Consider the following 22,513-nt stretch of genomic DNA (forward strand, 5'->3'; position numbering starts at 1 on the left):
AATTAGTATATTTTAAGGCTGTAATAAGGGTTGGATGGTTTTCCAAACATTTTCCGCCACTTTAACCTGCCCTTCTTTGGTTGGATGAATACCGTCAGACTGATTGAGATTTCGTACACCGGCTACATCCTGCAAAAGAAAAGGGATCAAGTGCATATTTTGATCCTTGGCTAAGGCAGGGTATATGGCTTGAAATTCGTCGTAGTATTGTTTTCCTACATTGGGCGGTACCAGCATACCGGCCAAAACAAGTTTGCATGATGGATATTTCTCGGTCACTTTTTTCACAATGCTGCGTAAGTTTTGATAGGTGTTCGCAGGTTCTACGCCCCGAAGACCATCATTAGCACCCAGCTCTAAGACAAAGATATCGACTGGGTTTTTTAAAAGCCAGTCGATGCGTTCATTACCGCCAGCGCTGGTTTCTCCGCTCAATCCGGCGTTCACGACTTTATAAGGCAGGTTCAACGCATCTATTTTTGTTTGGATCAGTGCCGGAAAGGCTTCTTGTGGATCGTCGAGACCATATCCGGCCGTAAGGCTATTTCCAAAAAACAAAATGGTCTTATTGCTTTCCTTTTTGGCTGGAGATGCTACGGTGGTATCTTGTGTCGGTTCATCGCGCGTGCCTTGACCACTATGGGTACAAGCAATTGAAAAAATGACAACGAAAAGAAACAGGCAGTGTTTATAAAGTGAAATCATATCACTAATTTACTGACAAAGTAATTAAACGACAAATATGTCATCAACTATATTAGCGTTAAACAACGTATCAAAATCTTATGGCCGCGGCAGTGCGGCTGTTCATGTATTAAGCGATATTGATTTGACCATGGAGGCAGGTACCTCCTTGGCGATTGTTGGTCCTTCAGGGAGTGGTAAGACTACGCTTCTGGGACTTTGTGCTGGTCTAGATCAATCTACCGCTGGCGAAATCATTTTGAATGGTGTGCGCTTAACTGGACTTAATGAAGATCAATTAGCTGCTGTGCGAAATGAACATGTTGGATTTGTTTTTCAAAACTTCCAATTGTTGCCCACGCTAACTGCTTTAGAAAACGTGATGGTGCCGCTGGAACTACGAGGCATGAAAAATAGGAAGGCGCGCGCGCTGGATCTTTTAGACAAAGTGGGGCTTGCCGGGCGTGCTACACATTATCCCTCGCAGCTTTCCGGCGGCGAGCAGCAACGCGTTTCGCTAGCGCGGGCTTTTGCGAATAGCCCCAAAATCTTATTTGCTGATGAGCCGACAGGAAACCTCGACGCCGAAACCGGAGCGCTTGTCGAAAACCTGCTGTTCGATTTAAATAGTTCGTCCGGCACAACCTTAGTGCTTGTCACCCATGATTTGGATCTTGCTGCAAAGACAGATCGCATTGTACCGATAAAGGGGGGGAGGATACGATGAGTTGGCGGTGGATACTGCTTATGGCTTGGCGCGATAGCCGTCGAAGCCGATCGCGTTTGTTTTTATATATAGCATCCATCATTCTCGGTATCTCAGCCTTCGTGGCCATGGATTCCTTCAAGTCGGATCTACGACGAAATATTGATAGCCAAGCCGCCGAATTGCTGGGTGCCGACCTAGAGCTCTCTGCGCGAACTGCGCCGAGCAAGGCTGCTACAGTCCTTATGGATAGTATAACAATGTTAAGCGAGCAAGCCGCGAAAGAGGAGCGCTTCGTCTCCATGCTTCGCTTTTCTCGGCGAGACGAATCGCGGTTGATACAAGTACGTGGCCTCTCATCCGGCTATCCATTCTATGGGGAGGTAGAGACCCAACCTAAAGACGCTTTCCAGCTTTTGGCCGATCCCTCGGTGCTGCTGCTGGAAAATGAGCTGATGCTGCAATTTGATGCCCAAGTGGGTGATTCCGTGCAGATCGGCGAGAAAATATTTACCATTGGTGGCAGCATCTTGAAAATGGCAGGGCGTACATCCTTTGCCAGTAGCATGGCCCCTTCAGCCGTGATGTCGTTGGAAGCAATGGCGCAAACCGCGTTAAAGCAGACTGGGAGTAGGGTAGAATACTTTTACTATTTTAAAATGCCGACATCCTTTCCCACAGAAACCTTCATCGATGAACAGGAGGAACGGTTCGAGGAGACCCAGCTGCGCGTCGCTACTGTGGCCTCTACGAAAGAAAATACCGGTCGTTCTTTCGCCGATGTTACCCGTTTTATGCAGCTGGTGGGCTTTGCCGCGCTGCTTTTGGGTGCTATCGGGGTGTCTAGCGCTGTGCACGTTTACGTGCAGGAGAAAATGGTAACCGTGGCTACGTTACGCTGTCTCGGCGCGACGGCGAAAAAGACTTTTGCCATATTCTTTGTGCAATTTGCTTGTATAGGGTTGATAGCAGGGCTCTGCGGTGCGGTGCTGGGTATACTCATTCAGTATCTTCTGCCATTTGTTATGCAAGAGTTTTTGCCGGTTGCATTATCGGCTTCTATATCTTGGGGAGCAGTGCTACAGGGGATCTTCCTGGGCTTTAGTATTTCAGTTTTGTTCGCCCTACTGCCCTTGGCGAATGTGCGGAGGGTTTCGCCATTGAATACGCTACGCGTTGTTCCTGATGTGCCCGGCAGGCGTTTTGACGGCCTGCAACTTTCCATTTACCTCCTCATTATTCTATTTTTAGTCGTCTTTTCACGCCTGCAACTCGAAGACTGGATCCAAACGTTGTTCTTTGTGCTGGGCATTGTCATCACGTTTGCGCTATTGTACGGAACGGCTTCGCTTTTGATGTTTCTTGTCAGACGTTTCTTTCCCCGCAAATGGCCATACGTATGGCGGCAGGGGTTGTCCAATCTGTTCCGTCCGCGCAACCAAACAACGATTATTATGTTATCGGTAGGCTTCGGCACCGCCTTGATTGCTATCTTGTTTTTTGTGCAGGATATGTTGCTTACCCGCGTTAACTTGGGCAATAGCGCCGATCAGGCAAATGTCGTTCTCTTTGATATACAACCCGCGCAACGACCGGCATTAAAAACGCTCATCGAAAAACAGGGACTGCCGGTTATGGAGGAGGTGCCCATCGTTACGTTGCAATTAAGTGAAATTAACGGGCATGCCTTGCATGATGTCGTTGCGGATTCTACGCTGGGGTATTCCGCCAATGCGTTTAAAGGCGAAGTCCGGGCTACGTACCGCGACTCCTTGGCCGACTCCGAGACGTTAGTGGCTGGCAAATGGGTCAGCGAGGTTACACCGCTAGATACTGCGCAGGTATCCTTGGAAGAAGGCTATGCAAAGCGTTTAGGTGTTAAGGTAGGAGATACGCTCTTGCTTAATGTGCAGGGACTGTTGATGCCAGCCAAGGTGGCTAGTTTTCGGCGGGTAGACTGGAACAGATTTCAGACCAACTTCAGGATGGTATTTGCGAAAGGCTCGCTGGAAGCGGCACCACAGTTTTATGTCTTCATGACCCGAACGGCGGACGAATCGCAATCTGCCGGATTGCAACGCGATGTAGTTCGCACCTTTCCCAACGTCTCGATCGTTGATTTGCACAGTTTAATAGCTGTCTTGAACGAGCTGCTGGACAAAATAGGTTTCGTCATCGCCTTCATCGGCTCCTTCAGCATTTTTACGGGTATAGTCGTTCTACTGTCATCACTGCTCATTAGTAAATTTCAGCGTTTAAAAGAAAATGTCCTGTTACGGACACTGGGTGCAACGAAAAAGCAGATCGGGTACATTTTGCTTTCCGAATACCTTTTCTTAGGCCTGTTCGCCGCCTTAACCGGTATACTGATCGCGGTCATAGCGACGAACGTGCTTGCCGCATTTGTTTTCGAAGCCGTTTTTGTGCCATCCCTATTGTTTATTGTCTTGTTGCTATTTGGCGTCACGCTGATCACCGTGTTAATTGGCGTATTCAATAGCCTTGGTCTTTTAAACAAGCCTACGTTAACGGTACTTCGGGCCGATTAAGAAAGAGGGGAGGCAGACGTTAGGTAACGCGATCGACGAGCCAGCGCAAAGAGCGTATGCTGCCAAACAAAACGGCTCGCCATTCCATATTGGAATCAGCGAGCCGTTTTACCTGACGGTATGGTGGGATTAGATAACGCGTACGCGTACAGCGTTTACACCTTTTTTACCGTTTTCAACTTCGTAGCTTACGTTGTCGTCTTCTCTAACTTCGTCGATCAATCCTGATACGTGTACGAATATGTCTTGACCTCCATTTGATGGAGTAATGAATCCGAAACCTTTAGTTGTGTTGAAAAATTTGATTTTTCCTTCTTGCATGATAATTGTTATTAAATTTATTTTTTATTTTATTGTTTAAGCCATGGCGGCATATTTATTCTTGTTTTTAACAACTTGAATAACATTGCCGGTAAGTTTTTGTATACCATCTAGGTTCTTTCGCTCTTCGCTGCTGCACAACGATACGGCAGTACCCGTTTTTCCCGCTCTTCCGGTACGGCCTATTCTATGGACGTACGTTTCCGGAACTTCCGGCAGCTCGTAGTTGATCACATGGGGTAGTTCTTCAATATCTATCCCACGCGCCGCAATGTCCGTAGCGACCAAGATTTGCACCTTGCCGTTTTTAAACTCGCTAAGCGCCTTTTGACGGGCATTCTGTGATTTATTTCCGTGGATAGCAAGCGCATCAAAGCCCTTTTTGTTCAGCATCTTGCTGACGCGGTCTGCGCCATGTTTTGTCCGGGTGAATATTAAAGTCTGCTGGGCACCATCCGTTTTTAACAAGGACACAAGAAAGGCGGGCTTATCCGTTTTCTCGACGTGGTACACGGATTGCTCGATCAGTGGAGCGGCAGACGATACTGGATTGACATTGATCTCTACCGTTTCCCGCAATATGGACGTTGCAAATTTACGGATCGGAGGAGGCATTGTCGCGGAGAAGAACAGCGTTTGGCGCTTCGTAGGAAGATAGGTTAAAATCTTCTTAATATCATTCACGAAGCCCATGTCAAGCATGGTATCCGCCTCATCCAGCACCAAAATCTCGATAGCAGAAAGTTTGATCTGGTTTTGACGCGCCAAATCCAGCAGACGGCCAGGCGTCGCGATAATAATATCTGTTCCCTTTTTTAAGTTGGCGATTTGGTTATTGGCTGAAACACCACCAAATATTAGCGTTTGTCTGCTCTGTACATATTTTCCGTAGAAACGAAAATTTTCTTCAATTTGAACAGCTAGCTCACGTGTAGGTGTTAAAACCAACACGCGCGGTGCACCGGCTACTTTAGCTTTTGACTGCGTGATTTTTTGAATAGCAGGTATAGCGAAGGCTGCCGTCTTTCCAGTGCCCGTTTGTGCGCAGCCGATAAGGTCGTTATTCCCTAAAATGACAGGAATTGCTTTTTCTTGAATCGGAGACGGACTGCTATAGCCCATTTCACTAATCGCTTTTAATATGGGTGGGAGAATGTTTAAATCTTGAAATGTCATGATGGATGCTCCATCTTATTGTTCTCTATACGAGTGTGATAAGTACCGAGCGAATGGGGGATTAAATTAAATATTTTTGTAAACTAAATCAACTGTAGTCATCTCTTAAAACTAGATTTCCTAAATAGGGCAGCTGATAAAGCGACGACTGAACGAGAGGAGAACACGCTACACTCGATCAGAAATAGCAGAGGCAGTAGCCTTAATACGGTACAAAAGTAAGTTAAATTTTTTGTAAACCACTTATTTATTTTTTTTGCTGTGTTGAAGTGCTCTTGGCTGAGTGCAAGCATGACCGTTGGAAAGCCATTACCGCTCGAAAAAACGATTTTAATAGCCTGCTTCGAGGAATACTTTATATTTTGAATTTCGTTTTTAACGAACTGATAAACAATCTATTTTATGCGCCTTGGCTACCGTAAAACCGTATTCACTCGTATAGACACGATGGTGCCTGCGTTAAATAGTTATTTTATTTTGTACATTTACAAAAATCGACATACTATACATTTCGTCGGTTAACCATATGAAAGAAAATTATCAAGTGTTTTTAGATCGCTTTGAGAAAAGATTACACAGTCTTTTCCACAGTGAGTCTAATATTAATGAGTTGAGTGTAAATCGTGGTCTTCCGAGTGAGATATGGGACGGAATTATGGAGCATAAGCCCTTATCGGTGGCTATTCCGGAGGCTTATGGTGGTCGTGGAAGTCAGGTAAAAGAATGTCTTGGAATTCTTTCAGCAGCCTCTTACGAATCGCTACCCCTGTCCCTGACCTTCGGAATTAATATTGCTTTGTTTTTGGAGCCCTTATCCAAATATGGTGCAGACAGCATTAAGCCTTATATTTTCAGTAGATTTTTAGAAAGTCAAGCGATGGGCGGATTGATGATCACCGAGCCGGATTTCGGCAGTGATGCTCTCAATATGCGGACTTACTACACCCAAGAACAAGATTCCTACCGCCTAAGCGGCCAAAAACATTGGCAAGGGCTTACGGGCATGGCTGAGTTTTGGCTTGTTGCGGCGCGCAAGCAAGTCGCAGGAGGGGAGCTTGCCCGGGATATCGATTTCTTTGTTACAGACAACAACAAGGATGGGCAGCGCATCCACGTCGAGCACTACTTCAATAATCTGGGCTTGTATATGATTCCATACGGTTTAAATACTATTGATATCACCGTCCCTGCCGATCAAAAGTTGCAGCAGCATAGCACAGGCATAAAGATGATGCTAGACATCTTGCACCGCAGCAGACTACAATTCCCAGGCATGGGTATGGGTTTTATAAAGCGTATGCTAGACGAAGCCTTGGAACACTGTATTAACCGAAAAGTGGGTGCACAGAAGTTGTTGGAGCTAGACTCCGTGCAATACCAGTTATCGCGGATACAGTCTTCCTATTCACTATGTTCGGGAATGTGTGCTCGAAGTGCTTCCATCAGCGGTATTGAGCATGATCTTGCCACCAAAGGTTTAGAAGCAAATTCCATGAAAGCCTTGGTAACGGATTTGATGCAGGAAGCAGCACAGATTTGCGTGCAACTTTCTGGTTCAAGCGGATATAAAATTGATCACGTTGCCGGACGCGGCATTGTCGATAGCCGTCCATTTCAAATCTTTGAGGGGTCGAACGAAATGCTCTACACGCAGATTGCGGAGATTATTGTGAAGCAAATGAAAAAGGAAAAGCAGACAAATCTCGGTCAGTTTATCCAGTCCTTAGAGCAAACCAAATTGATTGGCGACAGGTTTACCAAATTACTTGACTTTACGTTGCCTGACGGCTTGGTACAGCGGCAGCTTATCGTTTTGGGCAAGGTGATCGCACGCTTGATCACCCTGCAGTATGTGTATGATATGACTGGCAAAGGGTTCCGTAGTGACCTGTTCGAGAACAGCTTCAAACATATGCAAACGGATATTCGTAAGCTATTGTCTGATTTCTCCAATGTTAACAGTGCCTCGCCGATTGTGGAGTATCAAGATGCTTCCAACTGGATGGATTTCATTTAAAATAACACGCGAAGGGGGGATATTAATCATCTTTTTGCGTATAGTTAAGCGCATAAAAAACGAGGAACAAAATAAGTTCCTCGTTTTAGTTTATTATGCACTGGTTTTCCAATTGACATGTCGATTTATACGCTTTACTTACTGCGGGCATAGTCAAAATGCGTGTCTTCCGGTTCCAGGTAAATAATGCTCTGGGGTTTGTTAAGTAAGGCGGCTACTTCACGAACGGATCCTTTCACATCGAAGTATAGCTCGCCCGAAAGTTTGATGCGCGTAAACCTTTTCTCGTCTAAATCTTCTTCTTCATCAAGGTTTGTTATGCTGGACACGCCAAAGACTTGTGTTATGTCGTCTTCTGACGCCTGTAAGGTGAAAAATAATGCCATAGTTTATTGTTATTTTTAATGCAATAACCGGGCTTAGCCCGTAACAACTTTAGTAAGAACGCGTGCTGGCGGATATAGTTTGTTCGCATAACGCACTAGCCATTTGCGCACTCCGCGATCAGGTCGACAACAACAGACCCGATGCTGGAGCTAAATGGATCGTTCCATCGATGATGCTAGGCGTATGATTTTTTCCGCCCCATTCCTGATGGTCGCTGTCCAATAGCGTTGTCCAGTTTCCCTTTTTATTCCATGTAAAGCTTTGCCGGTCATTAGAAAAATTTAGAATAGCCACAAGTTGCTGGTCCTCAGACCCTATGTTCAAAATAAGGCTGCCCTTTTCTTTATGGAGCTCCACATGAAGCTGCTCGCGACTAAGCAGGCCTAGCGCGCGCTGCTCGCGGCGCAGCTTTATTAATGCGGTGTAGTAGCTAAGCATGCGTTGGTGCCCATCTATTGTGGTGTCATTCCAATCCAATACCGAGGCTTCGAACGTTGCGATAGCTTGCGGATCAGGCGGCGTACCCTCCGTATGAAAATCTGCAAATTCTGCTTTGCGACCTTCCTGCACCGCCTTGATGAGTTCCTCATCGCTATGGCTCACGAAGTATTGGAAAGGGGTTTTGCTGCCCCATTCTTCGCCCATAAACAGCATAGGTGTGTAGGGAGAAAGCATAACGGCCATGGCCATCAAACGTTGCATACTTTCGGAATAGAGCACAGCACTTCGCTCGCCGAGCATCCTGTTGCCTACCTGATCGTGATTTTGAGAAAAGACAATAAATCGTTCGCCAGTCAGTCCTGCAGCAGATGTGCCAAAAAATTTCTCCCGATGCGTAGAGTAGTTGCCATCAAAAACGTAGGCTTTTTCGTAGGCCTTTGCCAAATCTTTTAAGCCTTCAAAATCTTTGTAATAGCCTTTCCGCTCTTCGCCGGCAGCCACACGCAAGGCATGGTGAAACTCATCTATCCACTGCGCGTCCATGGCAAACGCATGATCTTGCAGCGGATCTAAATACCGTCTATCATTGAGATCGCATTCCACGATCAGGTAATGCGGTTTGTTTCGCTCCGCTATGATACTGTCCGTTAGTTGACGCACTTCTTGCAACATATGTTTCGGGCTAAAGTCCTTGATAGCATGCACAGCATCCAGCCGGAGCCCGTCCACATGAAAGTCTTCAAACCACATGCGGATATTGGCCAATACAAAATCTCGGATGCCATGGTTAAAGGCATCGTCATAATTAATTGCCTTACCCCAAGGGGTGCTGTACTTTTCTGTGAAGTAAGGACCGAAGTTAGGCAGATAATTCCCTTCCGGGCCGAAGTGGTTGTATACCACATCCAATATCACTGCTATTCCCGCGGCGTGGCAGGCATCAACCAGTTGTTGGAAGGCCTTTGCGCCACCGTAGCTATGTTGCACCGCGAAAAGGAAAACGCCGTCGTAACCCCAGTTTCGCTCGCCCGGAAACTGGCCTACCGGCATAATTTCGATAGCATTGATGCCGAGCGCTAGCAGATGCGGAATACGCTCGACCAGTCCGGCGAAATCGTGACTTGCCGTAAACGTTCCGACATGCAGCTCATAGATAATAAGATCGTCCAAGGCTGGCGGGTGATAGTGCTCATCCCGCCAGGGATACTTCAGATCGACAACTTTCGATGCGCCATGCACGCCATCTGGCTGCGCCAACGAAGCGGGATCAGGATAAGCCTCTCCGTCGATGTGAAAGCGATAGGAGTGTCCTTCCTGCAGAGCGTCGCTACCAGCGTGCCAATACCCATACCTGCCGGCTGTTAATGGTATATCGATGTCGAGTTCCTCGACCCGACAGGTGACCGTGCTTGCCTTCGGCGCCCACACACAGATGTCTGCTGATCCATTTTTAAGGGATACGCCAATACTTTTTACGCCTGTTTCAAACATATAGGGAAATTCTTATAAAAGCTATTTCGTTAATTTTTCAATATCCTTGGACATCAGCAGCACAATGGAACGCGACTGTACAGCGATCTTGCTCTCGGCGTCATACGCTTCATGCGCTTCAATAACATCCAGGCTCGTGTCTAGCATTTTAATCCACTTTTTCCCATATTGCTCAGCAGGTAATTTATAATCAATGGTCTCCCAATATGCATTAAACATCAGATAAAAACTATGATCCAAAATCTTCGTACCATCTTCATTCAACGAGCGGATGCCATGTCCATTTAAGAAAACAGCTAGGGAACGTGCGAAATCGTGCTGCCAATGCGATTCTTCCATCTCTTGGCCTTCTGGTAAAAACCATGCAATATCTTCAAGCCCTACACCTTTGATGGGCATCCCCTGAAACCACTTCCTACGCGAGAACGTTGGGTGCTCTTTCCGGAAGGCAATCAACTGCTTTGTAAAGTTCAGCAGGCTTTCATCTTTTCCGGCCCAGTCTAACCAGGAAATCTCATTGTCCTGGCAATATGCATTGTTGTTACCGCCCTGCGTACGGCTAAACTCATCGCCAGCTACGATCATCGGAACACCTTGTGAGAGGAAAAGGGTAGTCAGTAGATTCCGCTTCTGCTTAGCGCGGAGTGCGTTGATAGCTTCGTCTTCCGTTTCGCCTTCCGCTCCGCAATTCCAAGAACGGTTGTGGCTTTCTCCATCATTATTGTCTTCGCCATTCGCTTCGTTGTGTTTCTCATTATACGATACCAGATCATGCAGGGTAAAGCCATCATGCGCGGTAATAAAGTTGATACTGGCGGTAGGCTTTCTGTAGTCGTCTTGATACAGGTCTGAAGATCCGGTCAAGCGATCGGCAAACTCGCCCAGCATACTATCAGCGCCTATCCAATAATCGCGGATGCAATCCCGATATTTTCCGTTCCATTCGGCCCATCCCGGAGGGAATTTTCCAACTTGATAACCACCCTCGCCAATATCCCATGGCTCCGCAATAAGCTTTACCTGCGAGATAATTGGATCCTGATGGATTACATCGAAGAAAGAGCTTAGCTTGTCGACCTCATGCAGTTCCCTGGCCAGAGCCGATGCCAAGTCAAAGCGAAAACCATCCACATGCATTTCTTGAATCCAGTAACGGAGACTATCCATAATCAAGCGCAATACACTGGGATAGCGTGCGTTGAGCGTGTTCCCTGTTCCGGTAAAGTCCGTATAGTAGCGGGCATCATCCTCCAACCGGTAATAGGCGGCGTTATCTATTCCGCGAAACGACAAGGTAGGCCCCATCTGGTTACCTTCGCCCGTATGGTTATACACCACATCCAAGATCACTTCGATACCAGCCTTATGCAATGCTTTCACCATTTCCTTAAACTCATTAACCTGCTCTCCCTGCATACCGTTTCCAGCGAAGCGTACATCAGGAGCGAAAAAGCCTATGGTGTTGTAACCCCAATAATTAGTAAGACCATTGTCTTTTAAATGCCGGTCAGTAATAAAGTGATGGACAGGCATCAATTCTATAGCCGTAATCCCTAATTCTTTGAGGTAATTGATAGTGGCAGGATGTGCGAGGGCCGTGTAGGTTCCGCGTATTTCTTCCGGGATATCCGGATGTTGCTGGGTGAAGCCTTTTACATGGGTTTCATAAATGATACTTTTGTGCAAGGGTATACGCATCGGCTTATCGCCTTCCCAGTCAAAATTATTGTCGACGACTACGCACTTGGGTATAAAGGGGGCACTGTCCACCTCGCTGAAACTTAAGTCTTGATCGGGGTGTCCAACGTCGTAACCAAAAAGTGCATCATCCCATTGCAGGGTGCCTGCAATTGCTTTTGCGTACGGATCAATAAGCAGTTTGTGTGGATTAAAGCGATGTCCGTTTTGCGGATCATATGGGCCGTAAACGCGGTATCCATACAATTGCCCCGGATGCACATCGGGAATATAGACGTGCCAAATTTGATGGGTACGCTCCTTGATACGGATTTTTAATGATTCGGTCGGGTCATCGTTTTGGTTGAAAAGACAAAGGTCTACGCCTTCGGCATTTTCGGCATAAATGGAGAAGTTAACACCCGCCCCATCATACGTTGCCCCTAAAGGGTAGGGCGACCCTGGAAATACTTTCGTGTCCATGTTTTGAATAATTTCTAGTAAGGTCTTTTCGTAACGGGCTTGATTCATATATCGTTCCAACATCGCGTTGCTGATGACAACGCCATGTTTTGTGGTATTCCAGCATTCCGTACTTTCTATGTTTGTCATAGGATAACAAATGAGCGAGGCGCTAAGTTTTACATTTTTTGCTATATTATTTCGGGTACTAAACTCTTGTTCAATCGATTTAGTCAACCGCCGCGAACGGATGTAGTTCGGGAACCGCCGATGCCATTGGCACAGCACGAACCCGTTTAGAGACGCCATGTCCGTCTCTTACCTCAACAACTTTTCTGTCCTTTATTGGTTATACATGAAAACTTGATCCTGCTATGCTAGAAATAGAAAAGTTGTTTGTAGGTGGCGCCAATGTTGATTTTTTGACCGAAATTATTTGGCGAACAGTCATTATGTTTATTTTGATATTGATCATCTTACGGCTGTCGGGGCGGCGCGGGGTTAGGCAGCTGACACTTTTCGAAGTAGCGATCATCATCAGTCTAGGTTCCGCGGCGGGCGATCCGATGTTTCAGGAAGACGTTCCCGTGGTTTATTCGATTGTTGTTTTCGGCTGTGTGATGGGCGTTTATAAGCTTGTTACGTGGCTGGCGTCACGATTTAAATGGATGGCTGTCATGATGGAAGGTAAAGCGATGACCATCGTCAAGGATGGCATGTTTGACGTGCGCCACGAAAATGAGCATGATTTTTCGAAAATGGAATTTTTTGCCGAGCTGCGCAACTTGTCTATCGAGCACCTCGGCCAAGTACGTGAAGGCATTCTGGAAGTTGACGGCACGATGAGTGTATTGTACTACAGCGATGAGGAGACGAAGCCAGGTTTGCCTTTGTTTCCTTCGCATTATATCGCCGTAAATCCGGTTGAACAGGCGGGGCCATTCGCCTGTATGTATTGCGGTGGTGTCCAGCACGAAGTTAGCGCACAAGCGATGAAATGCCATCGTTGCGGACGAGATCAATGGACGTTGGCTTTAGCCAGCAAGCGCGCATAATCCCGTCCGCTGTTTTACAATCGATCGTATCGTAAGGCGTAGGCTTGCAGTCTTTGCACCGCGCGCAGTTTGAAGGCATTAGGCAGCATGCGCCAAGACCAATTGCTTGCCGTACTGGATGGTGTATTCATGCGGTGCTTTTTGCCTAGGGACAGTACGTCCTGCATGGGAATGATGACTGTGTTTGCTACCGATGCATAGGCCACTTTGATCAACAGATCAGCAATGTTTTTGGCGTAAACGGTTGATGTTAGGTAGGCCTGAAGCCGGCTGCGGGAATCTTGGTCCAGATCGGCTTTGAACCAACCCACGGTAGTGTTGTTGTCATGCGTGCCGGTATAGACCACAAAGTTTTCTGTGTAGTGGTGCGGGATGTGTGGCGACCGTGGCATGTCGTCTCCAAAAGCAAACTGCAGTACCTTCATTCCGGCCAGACCATAGTTGTCGCGTAGCGCGTAAACTTCATCATCAATATCACCCAAATCTTCAGCAATAAAGGGCATTTCTGGGAATTCGTTTTTCAGTTTGTTGAACAGTGCTCGACTAGGCCCGGTTTTCCAATTGCCTTCGGCAGCAGTTTCTGCTGAAGCGGGGATACTCCAGTAGGCCGCAAAGGCACGGAAGTGGTCTAAACGAACTTGATCGAATAGCGCCAGATTTTGCTTCAGCCGAGCCAACCACCAGCGGTAGTTTTCCTTCTTGTGGTTAGACCAGTTGAATACAGGCATGCCCCACTGCTGTCCATCTGCATTGAAGTAGTCGGGAGGGACGCCAGCCATCTCCTTTATCTGCCCATTTTCTGCTAGTGCAAATAGTGTCGGGTTAGCCCATACATCGGCAGAATCATGACCTACATAGATCGGGATATCGCCCAAAATAGCAATGTCCAGCCCATTACAGAAAGCTTTCAATTTCGCCCACTGCTTAAAAAATAGATATTGCAGCCATTTTTCCCGCGTAAGGAGCCTCTCGTTTCCTCGTATGAAAAGCTCCAATGCTTTCGATTCTCGTTCCTTGTATTCCTTAGCCCATTCGTACCATGGTGCGTCGTCGTGCTGCTGCCTAAGGCTCATAAATAAGGCATAATCGTCCAGCCAAAACGCCTGTTCCGAACAGAACTGAGAAAATGCGGCATCAGCTTCGTAATCTGCCCGTTCAAACGCTTGGTATAAGCAGGGCATTTTTGATGATACAACGGCATCGTAGTCGATTTGGTTTGATGGAGGAGATAAGAGTTTCTGCAGATCCTCCTCGTGCAAAATATTTTCCCGCACTAAGGCCGTCATATCGATAAACAGCGGATTGCCCGCTATAGCACTTAATGTGCTGTATGGCGAGTGGTGTTGTTGTTTGGAAAGCGGGTTAAGGGGGAGTACTTGCCAATAGCGCTGACCGGCAGCGTGCAAGTTCCGTGCGAAGGAAAACGCGCTTTCGCCAAGATCGCCTATGCCGTAGCTGGAAGGCAGCGAGCTGATATGCATCAAAATGCCTGCCCGGCGCGGGTTTGGCGTTTGCTCGTACTGCAGCAGCGCCATCGGAAGCTCTTGAAATAGCTCGTTTAGCTCCACATGCTTGCCCGATCCATCCTGTGTTGTCCATATATTTGTCCATTTCACATGTGCTGGCGTGGGTAGAATGACACGCGTATCTTCCCAATCAAAATCTTGTATTTCATTTCGCCGCAGCTTCTCCATGGCAGCAAGGTGAAGGGGCAGAATAACGACAATCCATTTGTTACGGTATTGCCGGGCAAAGGCAACCACATGTTTTTCGTATTTTCCCTCCACAGCTAAGGGCTGATAGCTTCCTTTCTCAAAAATTTCTTTTGATGATTTCCTAAGCTGTGCCAGACTGTGCAGCAACCAAAGTTTAATTTTTCCGTTTTGCCGCTCTGACCAAAGCCTGTGCTGGCGCTCTTGATGCGGTATATCTTCAATTTCCTCGAGGTATGCGCTCCGACGACGGTAATCAATAGGCCGGCGGTTGTCGGGGTCAACAAAACTGAAGTCCCACAGCTCTGTCCCCTGATAAACGTCGGGGATACCTGGTGCCGTGAATTTCAGTGTAAGTTGTGCTAAAGAATTGACGATAGCGAAATCATTGAAATGGCGAAGCAGTTTTTGGAAGGACTTCATAAACTTGCCCGCTGGTTGAAGTAAGAAACGGGCAAACTGGTGTACGGTGTCTTCATATTCTTCATGGGGTGTGGCCCAGCCCGACCGCTCTTTGCCTTCGCGCAGATATTTCGTTAAAAAGGCTAAGAAACGCTCTTCAAAGGTTGGATCTTCCTGGCCCGGCATGGGGTAAGCACCATAAAGTGCCTGGTAGATTGTGTACTCATCATTTGGGTGGGGGAATTTTCCCGTATATGTCTTTTCTACCCCTGCATGCCACTTTTTTACGGCAGCTATCCAGCGTGATGGCCAGGCCGTGATCACTTGCAGGCGACTTCGTGTGTCTTCCGCGCGCTTTGTATCGTGTGTGGCGCTCGCGTTTAACGCTAGTGGCCAATGCTGTTGCCTCTCCCGCATGATCTTATGGAACGCAGCTACCGATAGTCCGAAGTTTCCCGGATGGTCACCGACTTCGTTGTTGCCGATGTACCGATTGTACGTATACATTAACGTATCCTCAACACCTTTCGCCATAACGGGGCCGGCGAACTGCATGCAGCGTGTAAAGAACGTAGCCACGCGACTTCGGTAATTTTCATCCTCGGAAAACTGTGCCCGTTTAAATGCGCTGATGAAGTAATTAATTGCTGCATGGCTATCCGCATTGCTCTTTTTTACCTTTTTGAATATTTTTTCCAGTTCGGTGTAGTGTTCGGAGGGCAGGGGAAAGGTCGTGGCGTAAAAACGGTATACTGGAAATTCGACCAATAGCGAGGCAATCACCTTCGTTATCTTTTCAGAGCTGCTGTTTTCAAGATCGCTAGCGAGATCAAGATCTAAAAACAGCTTGTATAGGTTTTTTACTTCCCCTTGCATGTGCTCCTGCAAGATCGCCGCTTTCTTTTCGCGTTGCTGCTGTTTTATTGAGGCTTGCTTTCCAGCAAAGATTTCATAAAACTTGTCCAGCTTTTTCTTGCCCGTTTTGTCTACCTGCAAGTTGTTGCTCGCAGCCAGAAACTCGTAGCCCGTTGTGCCTTGAATAGGCCATTCCGCCGGCAGATCTTCGCCGTGCTCCAGAATTTTTTCGGCAACGATGTACGTCTCCGGCCCGCATAACTGGCGAAGGTCGTTAAGATAACCTGTGGGATCGTAAATCCCATCAATGTGGTCAATGCGTAAGCCCTCGATCGTGCCTTCTTCTAGGAGCTGGGCAATGAAGCTATGCACGTTGTTGAAAACCTCAGGTCTATTGATGTTCAGACATAGCAGTCCGTTTACGGTAAAAAACCGGCGGAAATTAATTTGGCTATCCGTCTCCTGCCAGTGGCACAAGCGGTAATGTTGTTTCTCCAGCAAACGTTTGCGCTCGCTGTCCGATGCATTGATTTTTGCAAGGTAGCGCTCCAATTTGCTTTCGCTGGAACCAGCATCGCTATGGAGCGAATGTTTCGAAAGGATTTCCTCCGCACTTTTCGCCGATAGTGGCCAGCGTTGATCAAAGTACTGCACAAATAACTTTTCGCTAGCGCTAACGATGGTAATTTCCTGATCAGCGATGGCCTCTTCAAGTGTTTTGCCCAGGGTGGGGATCATCAACTTTTCCTTCGCAAACCAATTGCCGCTATAGGTGGTGTCGAAATAATCTTTATAAGTCGATTCGGGACCATATTCAAGCAGGTCCATTAGCCAGGTATTGGATGGGTCGAACGCCATATGGTTAGGCACAATATCTTGTAACCAACCTAAGCCATTATTCAACAAGCTGCTTTTTAGCTCCCGCAATTGTTCCAGATTGCCGATTTCGGGATTTATCTGGTGCATATTAATGCCATCATAGCCGTGCATACTGCCTGCTACGGCGCTCAGGATCGGCGATGCATAAATCGTGTCTACACCCAGCTTACTGAGGTAGCCGTGCACGTTTGCTAAGTCGTGCAACGTAAAGTCTTTATTAAATTGAATGCGGTAAGTCGCTAATGGAGCCTTCATGGTTTGTCTATCGTTCTTTTATCTAACAGGGAGAACAATGATTTATGGCTAAAGTTTTAGATTGAAAAACGGTAAATCGGCAAACGATTTTATATCACAAACGTTCACCTCGTATAGGAAAGTTCACGCTTTACAAACAGAAATACGCTGAAAAAATAGCGTGAACGTCCATCTAACGTATTAAGACAGATAAGATACTATGAAATGGCAAACGAAACTTCAGTATTACAACAGTTATTTTAGAGCGACCTATCATCTGGGCGATTTCGATCTGCCTTTCGGTATCGATAAGATGTTGTGCAAAAACGAAGCACTGCGCTCGAAAAATAGAACATTGTTTCTTGATTTTCTACGCGAGTATGGTGCTGCTGAAGTGGAGGCGGAGATGCGCAGTTTTGATCACACCGCAGAAAATCTCCTTGTGCTGGATCAAGCAAGCGTACAGCACTTTCTTAGCGATTCACATGTGCACATGCTTCAGTCTGATATCTGGATTGATGATGAAGACTGTATTTTCAAAGTGGTCGATGTTGCCGAGAAAGACGTGCTGTTTGAGTTGGATAAAACACTGACCGCCATTGTAGGTGTTAATGTGTTGCCGCAAGAGATTGTAGGGCACAGTTGCGTATGGATCGATGTAAGCGACTTTAGCCAACATGTAAACCGTTCGAATCTAGAAAAATATCGCACCCGAATCGCCTCGTAGACATCCATGAATAATGGAGATATGATGATCGCTGCATTTTAGCACACACAGGGCGGTACATAGCTCGTCATGGACTACCAAGCAACCAAAAAAGCAAATCCAAAAAGTAAATAAAATGAGTACAGAAAATTTATACAACGCAGAAGCTATTGACAAATTGAAGGAATTGGTCAATGCTATTGATATCGGTATGCTGTCGACTTATCCTACGGATAGTGGCTATGTGCACGCTGTTCCGATGAGTAGGCAAGAGGTAGACGACGAAGGGAATATTTGGTTTTTGTTCTCTTCGGAGAGCGAAACCTTCAGCCATTTACGTGCAGACAATAAAGTAAGTTTATTATACAGCGATGTAAGCGATTACAAATTTCTAAGCATCAATGGCTCCTCTGAAATTAGTGAAGACCAGTCCCGCATTGATAAATATTGGAATAAAATGGTCGAGGGATGGTTTGATAAAGGGAAAGAAGATCCACGGATCCGCGTACTGAAAGTGATACCAAGTGAGGCCCATTATTGGGATACAAAATCCAATAAGCTGGTCACGTTTTTGAAGGTGGCTGCTGGTGCGATCACCGGTCAAAAAACAGATAGTGGCCGAGAGGGTAACCTAGACTATTAGGTCGATATTTTTAAGTTTCTTTTAAGCGGCGAATCCAATCGCCGCTTTACCATTCCAATCCATAGTACATGATAAAAACACCCCGAATAGAAGACCTCGCCATTTTGAGTGACAGAAATACATGCGCCGTGACGGATTCGTGTGGCGGTATAGTCTGGTATTGTCCTGACAGGTTTGATAGCGAACCACTTCTTTCGTCCCTTATCGATCCGGCTGATGGCGGCTATTGGTCCGTGCGTGTACAACATTCTACGCCCAAAAGCCGACGATACCTAGAAGGAACAAGTATCCTGGAGCATGTCTTCGCAGATGCCGCTGGCGTAGAGACAACGTTTCGGGACTGGATGCCGGTGTCGGAAAGCCAGCACGGCATTATCAGAGAATTTCCGGTCATAGCGCAGCCGTTGAACGCCACCTTACGCATTTGGAATACGGTCAAGCAACGCGCCGGGCGTCCTGAGATGATTCATGAGAAAGCGGTGCGCTTCGTAAACGAAGGATTGTACCTTATTTGCAGCCATCCGATTCATATTTTGGATGATTGCACGGTTAATTTTAGCATGAACACCGGCGAGAGCGGCTGGGCTTTTTTGACCAAGCATATGGTCACGTTCGATTCAACTGTTCTGAGCCATCTATTCCAGGAAACCCAAAAGAGTTGGAAAGAGATAACGGGCCTTTTTGATTACCAGGGACTTTACAGAAATGAAGTTTTAGCATCCATACGAAGTATACAGCAACTCACCTGTGGTGTCACAGGCGGTGTGTTGGCTGCGGCGACCACCTCGTTGCCGGAGGTTATCGGTGGTGAACGGAATTATGATTACCGATACGTTTGGGTAAGGGACGCTGCCCTGATTACCGCTGCATTAACGACGCTTGATGTGGAAGGAAAGGTGGAGGTAAAGTTTCTCGAATTCATCTATCAAGCGATGCGTAAAAATAGTGATAAGTGTGTATATCCATTGTATACCATTGATCACGAAGTTATTGATCATTTGGAAGAACTTCAGGCCGATGGTTATGAAGGAAGTAAGCCTGTCCAGATCGGAAATATAGCCGGCGATCAACGGCAGTTGGATGCGGAAGCGAATATATTGATATCGGCAAAGATGATTTACGATAAATATGGAGAGCGTTACCACTGGAAATCCGTGCGTGCGGTTGCCAACCATGTCTGCGATCATTGGCAAGCGCCTTGCCATGGGATATGGGAGGAAGGTGCTGAACTACAGTATACCTGCGGCAAAGTATTTGCCGCAATAGGACTGGAAATGATAGCTAAGTTCACAGAGGATTTCGAGGAAGCCAAGCGCTGGCGAGATGAGGCTACCGAAATTCGAAAATTCGTAAGCACGAATTGTTTGACGGATGATGGGGCCTTTGCTAACTATGCAGGATCGCAGGATGTTGATCTTTCGGCGGCGCTTTACGTCCTGTGGGACTACGTGGAGCCTGATGCAAAAGAAATGCAGGCCACGGTACGCCGTTTGGAAGCAGAATATTGTCAAGAGGATTTATACTGGCGCACGCTGGTCGAATTTGATTCCAAGCGGGAAGGTGCATTTCTTGCTGGCTCCTGCTGGATGGCGCATTATTACGCAGTGGCGGGTGATTTCGAAAAGAGCAGCAGAATTTTGGACGCTGTAAAATCGTTCCAGAATGATTTGGGCTTCTTTTCCGAAGAGGCTGATGTAAAAAATGATCGGTTTTTAGGAAATTTTCCCCAGACGTTTGTACAGTCGTCTTTTATCTGTGCAGCCAATGGGTTAAGCCGGGAACGAGAGGGCGTAGATACCGTGACACGGGTGGAATAAATACCTGCTCCGCCAAAATAAATCCAGTTCTATGGAATCAGATTGTCGTAAAAACTCCTGTTTTGATAATATACAAAGATATGTGAAAACTTGGTCGCAAAATTGCCGTTATCTATACACTAATGTTGCTCTGATGCTGTTACCTGATTGCGGGTATAATGAATGATGATGCTGTGCTAGATTAACGTTAGTGAACTACTTGGAAAAACATAAGATTTATACGATGAAAATAGGTATCACTTTCTCTGCTTTCGACCTTCTACACGCGGGACACATTAAAATGCTTGAAGATGCAAAAGATCAATGCGACTACTTAATCTGCGGGTTGCAGACCGACCCGACATTGGACAGGCCTGAAAAAAACAAGCCTACACAAACGGTGTTTGAACGCTACATGCAACTAAGAGGCTGCAAACACGTCGATAAGGTTATTCCGTATGCTACAGAGCAGGATCTGGAAGATATTTTACGCTCTTTTAAAGTACATGTCCGCATTTTAGGCGACGAATACATGGATAAAAATTTTACCGGCCGCGCGTATTGTGAAGAGAAGGGGATCGATCTATATTTCAACAGACGCGAAAATAGATTTTCGAGTTCATCGTTACGTAAGATTATCGCGACGAAACAAGAATCGGTTGATACAGCGATCGTCAATCTCAAGGAAAATTTCGAGTTTGAAACAAAGCGCGCGAAAGCATAGTCTAGGTTTATCTTAATATCAGGAAAATAAGAATGAAAATAGGAATAACATTTGGAGTATTTGATTTGCTTCACATCGGACATTTGGTTATGCTGGAAGAGGCTAAACGAAACTGCGATTACCTCATTGTAGGTTTGAAAGCAGACACCAAGGATGTTGATGCGGAAAAAGCAGCTCCTGCGCAGACGGTTGTCGAGCGGTTTATCAAGTTAGAAGGATGCCAATTTGTGGATGAAATTCTTCCCTATGAATCTGAAGAAGATCTGATGGACATCTTGCAGTCGCTTTCCGTTGATGTACGGTTTATCGGAGAGGAATACAAAAATGTCAATTTTATTGGGAAGCAGTATTGCATCGAAGAAGGTATCCATATTCATTACACGAAGAGAAAGCATCGTTTTTCAAGTGGTGGACTGCGTTCTATCGTTACGGAGAAAGAGCTCGCAAAATCTATGTTGGCGAAACCCGCAGATAAGTATTCCTTGTCACTTCAACGTTAGGCGCATAAAATAATAAGTAGTAATTTTTTAATCATAAACTATATATATATTATGGGAAGTATAGCAATTTTAAACGATTTAACAGAAATCAATAACGATCGTGTAGCTGGGTTTGAGAAAGCTTTAGCGGATATCAATGACGAAAATGTAGACTTGAAGGCTATTTTTCAACGTTACGCTGAGCAGAGCCGCAAGTTTAGCCAAGAACTTAGCGCTCTAGTTGCTAGTCATGGTGGAGAAATAGAAACTGGAAACAGTGTAAGTGGTACGTTGCACCGCGCATGGATTGATGTGAAGGCATTATTCGGTGGTTCGGATCGTGTAAGTATCTTAAATGAAGCTGAACGCGGCGAAGATGCTATCAAAGCAGCGTACAAAACAGCTTTGGAAAAAGGTGAAATTTCCGGTGAAGCACTTTCAGTGGTTACGAAGCAAGCAACTGAAATTAATGAAGGTCATGACGAAATCAAGGCACTTCGTGATGCAGCGCGCTTAAGCGAATAATTTGTTCATATATTTTCAATGAAGGCTGTGCACGCGCGCAGCCTTTTTTTTGTGAAGGGTGGTGTGTGAAGGATATTGGGTAGTGAAATATATTTCTTTAGATTTTAGTAGGTATTGATCGTGTTAAAAAAAAACCTTAACCTCCCTCGCTCAAACCTCTCTGCCGCTCGCCGCGGCAAGGCATCACTTTTGGGGACAAAAGTGACCAAAATCCTTTGTCTCCTTCAGGTGCGCCGTCCCACAGCCCATACCCGCGAAACGAAAATGTTTGCCAAAGCTGAAATAAAATCGAAATCGTAGTATATCGATTTCGATATGATTTCTAGGCTTCGCCCATCCCCTCATTCCCAAACATTTCCCTTGCCTCCCCGCACGGGAAGGATACGTTGTAAATTTGAGTAGTGGGTAGTACGTAATGCGAATTAGACTTTAGTAGATAGTACATAGATTTTAGTATGGTGTACAGTCTTATTTTTCAATTTTAACTGTTAAATTCTAAATTCTTATTGATCTTTTTTTGACTTTTGAATTTTCAATTTTTACTTTCAAATAGGAACGATGGCGTGGCAATCTAGCGTATTGCGTATTGAGT

Annotated in this window: 17 protein-coding genes; 10 read left to right on the forward strand and 7 right to left on the reverse strand. The window is 46.1% G+C overall.

Features of this window, described 5'->3' with window-relative positions; all coding sequences use genetic code 11:
- Positions 1–12 precede the first annotated feature (12 nt).
- Positions 13–705, reverse strand: a complete 693-nt coding sequence (locus B0I21_RS02345) for an arylesterase (RefSeq protein WP_133638721.1) — start codon at positions 703–705, stop codon at positions 13–15.
- Between the two features lie 37 nt (positions 706–742).
- Between B0I21_RS02345 and B0I21_RS02350 the strand changes: the two genes are divergently transcribed.
- The gene (locus tag B0I21_RS02350; protein WP_133638722.1) at positions 743–1,411 is read left to right on the forward strand and encodes an ABC transporter ATP-binding protein; all 669 of its coding nucleotides are present in this window, start codon (positions 743–745) and stop codon (positions 1,409–1,411) included.
- Positions 1,408–3,939, forward strand: a complete 2,532-nt coding sequence (locus B0I21_RS02355) for an ABC transporter permease (protein ID WP_133638723.1) — start codon at positions 1,408–1,410, stop codon at positions 3,937–3,939. The genes B0I21_RS02350 and B0I21_RS02355 overlap by 4 nt, the downstream gene beginning before the upstream one ends.
- Positions 3,940–4,068: 129 nt before the next feature.
- Here the strand turns inward: B0I21_RS02355 and B0I21_RS02360 are convergent, their stop codons facing one another.
- The gene (locus B0I21_RS02360; protein ID WP_037501947.1) at positions 4,069–4,260 is read right to left on the reverse strand and encodes a cold-shock protein; all 192 of its coding nucleotides are present in this window, start codon (positions 4,258–4,260) and stop codon (positions 4,069–4,071) included.
- Positions 4,261–4,296: 36 nt separating this feature from the next.
- Complete coding sequence (locus tag B0I21_RS02365) at positions 4,297–5,436, reverse strand: DEAD/DEAH box helicase (RefSeq protein WP_133638724.1); 1,140 nt, start codon at positions 5,434–5,436, stop codon at positions 4,297–4,299.
- 526 nt (positions 5,437–5,962) lie between these two features.
- Here B0I21_RS02365 and B0I21_RS02370 point away from each other — a divergent pair.
- Positions 5,963–7,453, forward strand: a complete 1,491-nt coding sequence (locus tag B0I21_RS02370; protein ID WP_133638725.1) for an acyl-CoA dehydrogenase family protein — start codon at positions 5,963–5,965, stop codon at positions 7,451–7,453.
- Between the two features lie 134 nt (positions 7,454–7,587).
- Here B0I21_RS02370 and B0I21_RS02375 read toward each other — a convergent pair whose 3' ends face one another.
- The 3 genes from B0I21_RS02375 to glgX all read right to left on the reverse strand — a co-directional run bounded on the left by B0I21_RS02375 (position 7,588) and on the right by glgX (position 12,061).
- Positions 7,588–7,839, reverse strand: coding sequence for a hypothetical protein (locus B0I21_RS02375; RefSeq protein ID WP_133638726.1), 252 nt, complete (start codon positions 7,837–7,839; stop codon positions 7,588–7,590).
- Between the two features lie 118 nt (positions 7,840–7,957).
- A complete protein-coding gene (gene treZ, locus B0I21_RS02380; protein WP_133638727.1) occupies positions 7,958–9,772 on the reverse strand; it encodes a malto-oligosyltrehalose trehalohydrolase in 1,815 nt (604 codons plus the stop codon).
- Between the two features lie 21 nt (positions 9,773–9,793).
- Positions 9,794–12,061, reverse strand: a complete 2,268-nt coding sequence (glgX, locus tag B0I21_RS02385; RefSeq protein ID WP_243835922.1) for a glycogen debranching protein GlgX — start codon at positions 12,059–12,061, stop codon at positions 9,794–9,796.
- 224 nt (positions 12,062–12,285) lie between these two features.
- Here glgX and B0I21_RS02390 point away from each other — a divergent pair, with 224 nt between their 5' ends.
- Positions 12,286–12,966: a DUF421 domain-containing protein gene (locus tag B0I21_RS02390; RefSeq protein WP_133638728.1), complete on the forward strand. Its 681-nt coding sequence runs from the start codon at positions 12,286–12,288 to the stop codon at positions 12,964–12,966.
- 14 nt (positions 12,967–12,980) lie between these two features.
- Here B0I21_RS02390 and treY read toward each other — a convergent pair whose 3' ends face one another.
- Positions 12,981–17,069, reverse strand: a complete 4,089-nt coding sequence (gene treY / locus B0I21_RS02395; RefSeq protein WP_133638729.1) for a malto-oligosyltrehalose synthase — start codon at positions 17,067–17,069, stop codon at positions 12,981–12,983.
- 199 nt (positions 17,070–17,268) lie between these two features.
- Between treY and B0I21_RS02400 the strand changes: the two genes are divergently transcribed.
- The 6 genes from B0I21_RS02400 (at position 17,269) to B0I21_RS02425 (ending at position 21,921) form a co-directional block, all read left to right on the forward strand.
- The gene (locus tag B0I21_RS02400) at positions 17,269–17,775 is read left to right on the forward strand and encodes a hypothetical protein (RefSeq protein WP_133638730.1); all 507 of its coding nucleotides are present in this window, start codon (positions 17,269–17,271) and stop codon (positions 17,773–17,775) included.
- A gap of 115 nt (positions 17,776–17,890) precedes the next feature.
- A complete protein-coding gene (locus B0I21_RS02405) occupies positions 17,891–18,397 on the forward strand; it encodes a pyridoxamine 5'-phosphate oxidase family protein (protein WP_133638732.1) in 507 nt (168 codons plus the stop codon).
- Between the two features lie 68 nt (positions 18,398–18,465).
- A complete protein-coding gene (locus tag B0I21_RS02410) occupies positions 18,466–20,214 on the forward strand; it encodes a glycoside hydrolase family 15 protein (RefSeq protein WP_133638734.1) in 1,749 nt (582 codons plus the stop codon).
- A 223-nt stretch (positions 20,215–20,437) separates the two neighbouring features.
- Positions 20,438–20,917 carry an adenylyltransferase/cytidyltransferase family protein gene (locus B0I21_RS02415; protein ID WP_133638736.1) on the forward strand — a complete coding sequence of 160 codons (480 nt, stop codon included), beginning with the start codon at positions 20,438–20,440 and terminating at the stop codon, positions 20,915–20,917.
- Between the two features lie 32 nt (positions 20,918–20,949).
- The gene (locus B0I21_RS02420; protein ID WP_133638738.1) at positions 20,950–21,417 is read left to right on the forward strand and encodes an adenylyltransferase/cytidyltransferase family protein; all 468 of its coding nucleotides are present in this window, start codon (positions 20,950–20,952) and stop codon (positions 21,415–21,417) included.
- A 51-nt stretch (positions 21,418–21,468) separates the two neighbouring features.
- Entirely contained in the window at positions 21,469–21,921 is a 453-nt protein-coding gene (locus tag B0I21_RS02425) for a PA2169 family four-helix-bundle protein (RefSeq protein WP_133638740.1), read from the forward strand.
- Positions 21,922–22,513 lie beyond the last annotated feature (592 nt).

The sequence above is a fragment of the Sphingobacterium paludis genome (assembly GCF_004364125.1).
Lineage (GTDB): Bacteria > Bacteroidota > Bacteroidia > Sphingobacteriales > Sphingobacteriaceae > Sphingobacterium > Sphingobacterium paludis.

Excerpts from the sequence above, each read along its gene's own strand:
- B0I21_RS02345 (WP_133638721.1), bottom strand. The coding sequence starts at position 705 with ATGATTTCACTTTATAAACACTGCCTGTTTCTTTTCGTTGTCATTTTT.
- B0I21_RS02350 (WP_133638722.1), top strand. The coding sequence starts at position 743 with ATGTCATCAACTATATTAGCGTTAAACAACGTATCAAAATCTTATGGC.
- B0I21_RS02355 (WP_133638723.1), top strand. The coding sequence starts at position 1,408 with ATGAGTTGGCGGTGGATACTGCTTATGGCTTGGCGCGATAGCCGTCGA.
- B0I21_RS02360 (WP_037501947.1), bottom strand. The coding sequence starts at position 4,260 with ATGCAAGAAGGAAAAATCAAATTTTTCAACACAACTAAAGGTTTCGGA.
- B0I21_RS02365 (WP_133638724.1), bottom strand. The coding sequence starts at position 5,436 with ATGACATTTCAAGATTTAAACATTCTCCCACCCATATTAAAAGCGATT.
- B0I21_RS02370 (WP_133638725.1), top strand. The coding sequence starts at position 5,963 with ATGAAAGAAAATTATCAAGTGTTTTTAGATCGCTTTGAGAAAAGATTA.
- B0I21_RS02375 (WP_133638726.1), bottom strand. The coding sequence starts at position 7,839 with ATGGCATTATTTTTCACCTTACAGGCGTCAGAAGACGACATAACACAA.
- treZ (WP_133638727.1), bottom strand. The coding sequence starts at position 9,772 with ATGTTTGAAACAGGCGTAAAAAGTATTGGCGTATCCCTTAAAAATGGA.
- glgX (WP_243835922.1), bottom strand. The coding sequence starts at position 12,061 with ATGACAAACATAGAAAGTACGGAATGCTGGAATACCACAAAACATGGC.
- B0I21_RS02390 (WP_133638728.1), top strand. The coding sequence starts at position 12,286 with ATGCTAGAAATAGAAAAGTTGTTTGTAGGTGGCGCCAATGTTGATTTT.
- treY (WP_133638729.1), bottom strand. The coding sequence starts at position 17,069 with ATGAAGGCTCCATTAGCGACTTACCGCATTCAATTTAATAAAGACTTT.
- B0I21_RS02400 (WP_133638730.1), top strand. The coding sequence starts at position 17,269 with ATGAAATGGCAAACGAAACTTCAGTATTACAACAGTTATTTTAGAGCG.
- B0I21_RS02405 (WP_133638732.1), top strand. The coding sequence starts at position 17,891 with ATGAGTACAGAAAATTTATACAACGCAGAAGCTATTGACAAATTGAAG.
- B0I21_RS02410 (WP_133638734.1), top strand. The coding sequence starts at position 18,466 with ATGATAAAAACACCCCGAATAGAAGACCTCGCCATTTTGAGTGACAGA.
- B0I21_RS02415 (WP_133638736.1), top strand. The coding sequence starts at position 20,438 with ATGAAAATAGGTATCACTTTCTCTGCTTTCGACCTTCTACACGCGGGA.
- B0I21_RS02420 (WP_133638738.1), top strand. The coding sequence starts at position 20,950 with ATGAAAATAGGAATAACATTTGGAGTATTTGATTTGCTTCACATCGGA.
- B0I21_RS02425 (WP_133638740.1), top strand. The coding sequence starts at position 21,469 with ATGGGAAGTATAGCAATTTTAAACGATTTAACAGAAATCAATAACGAT.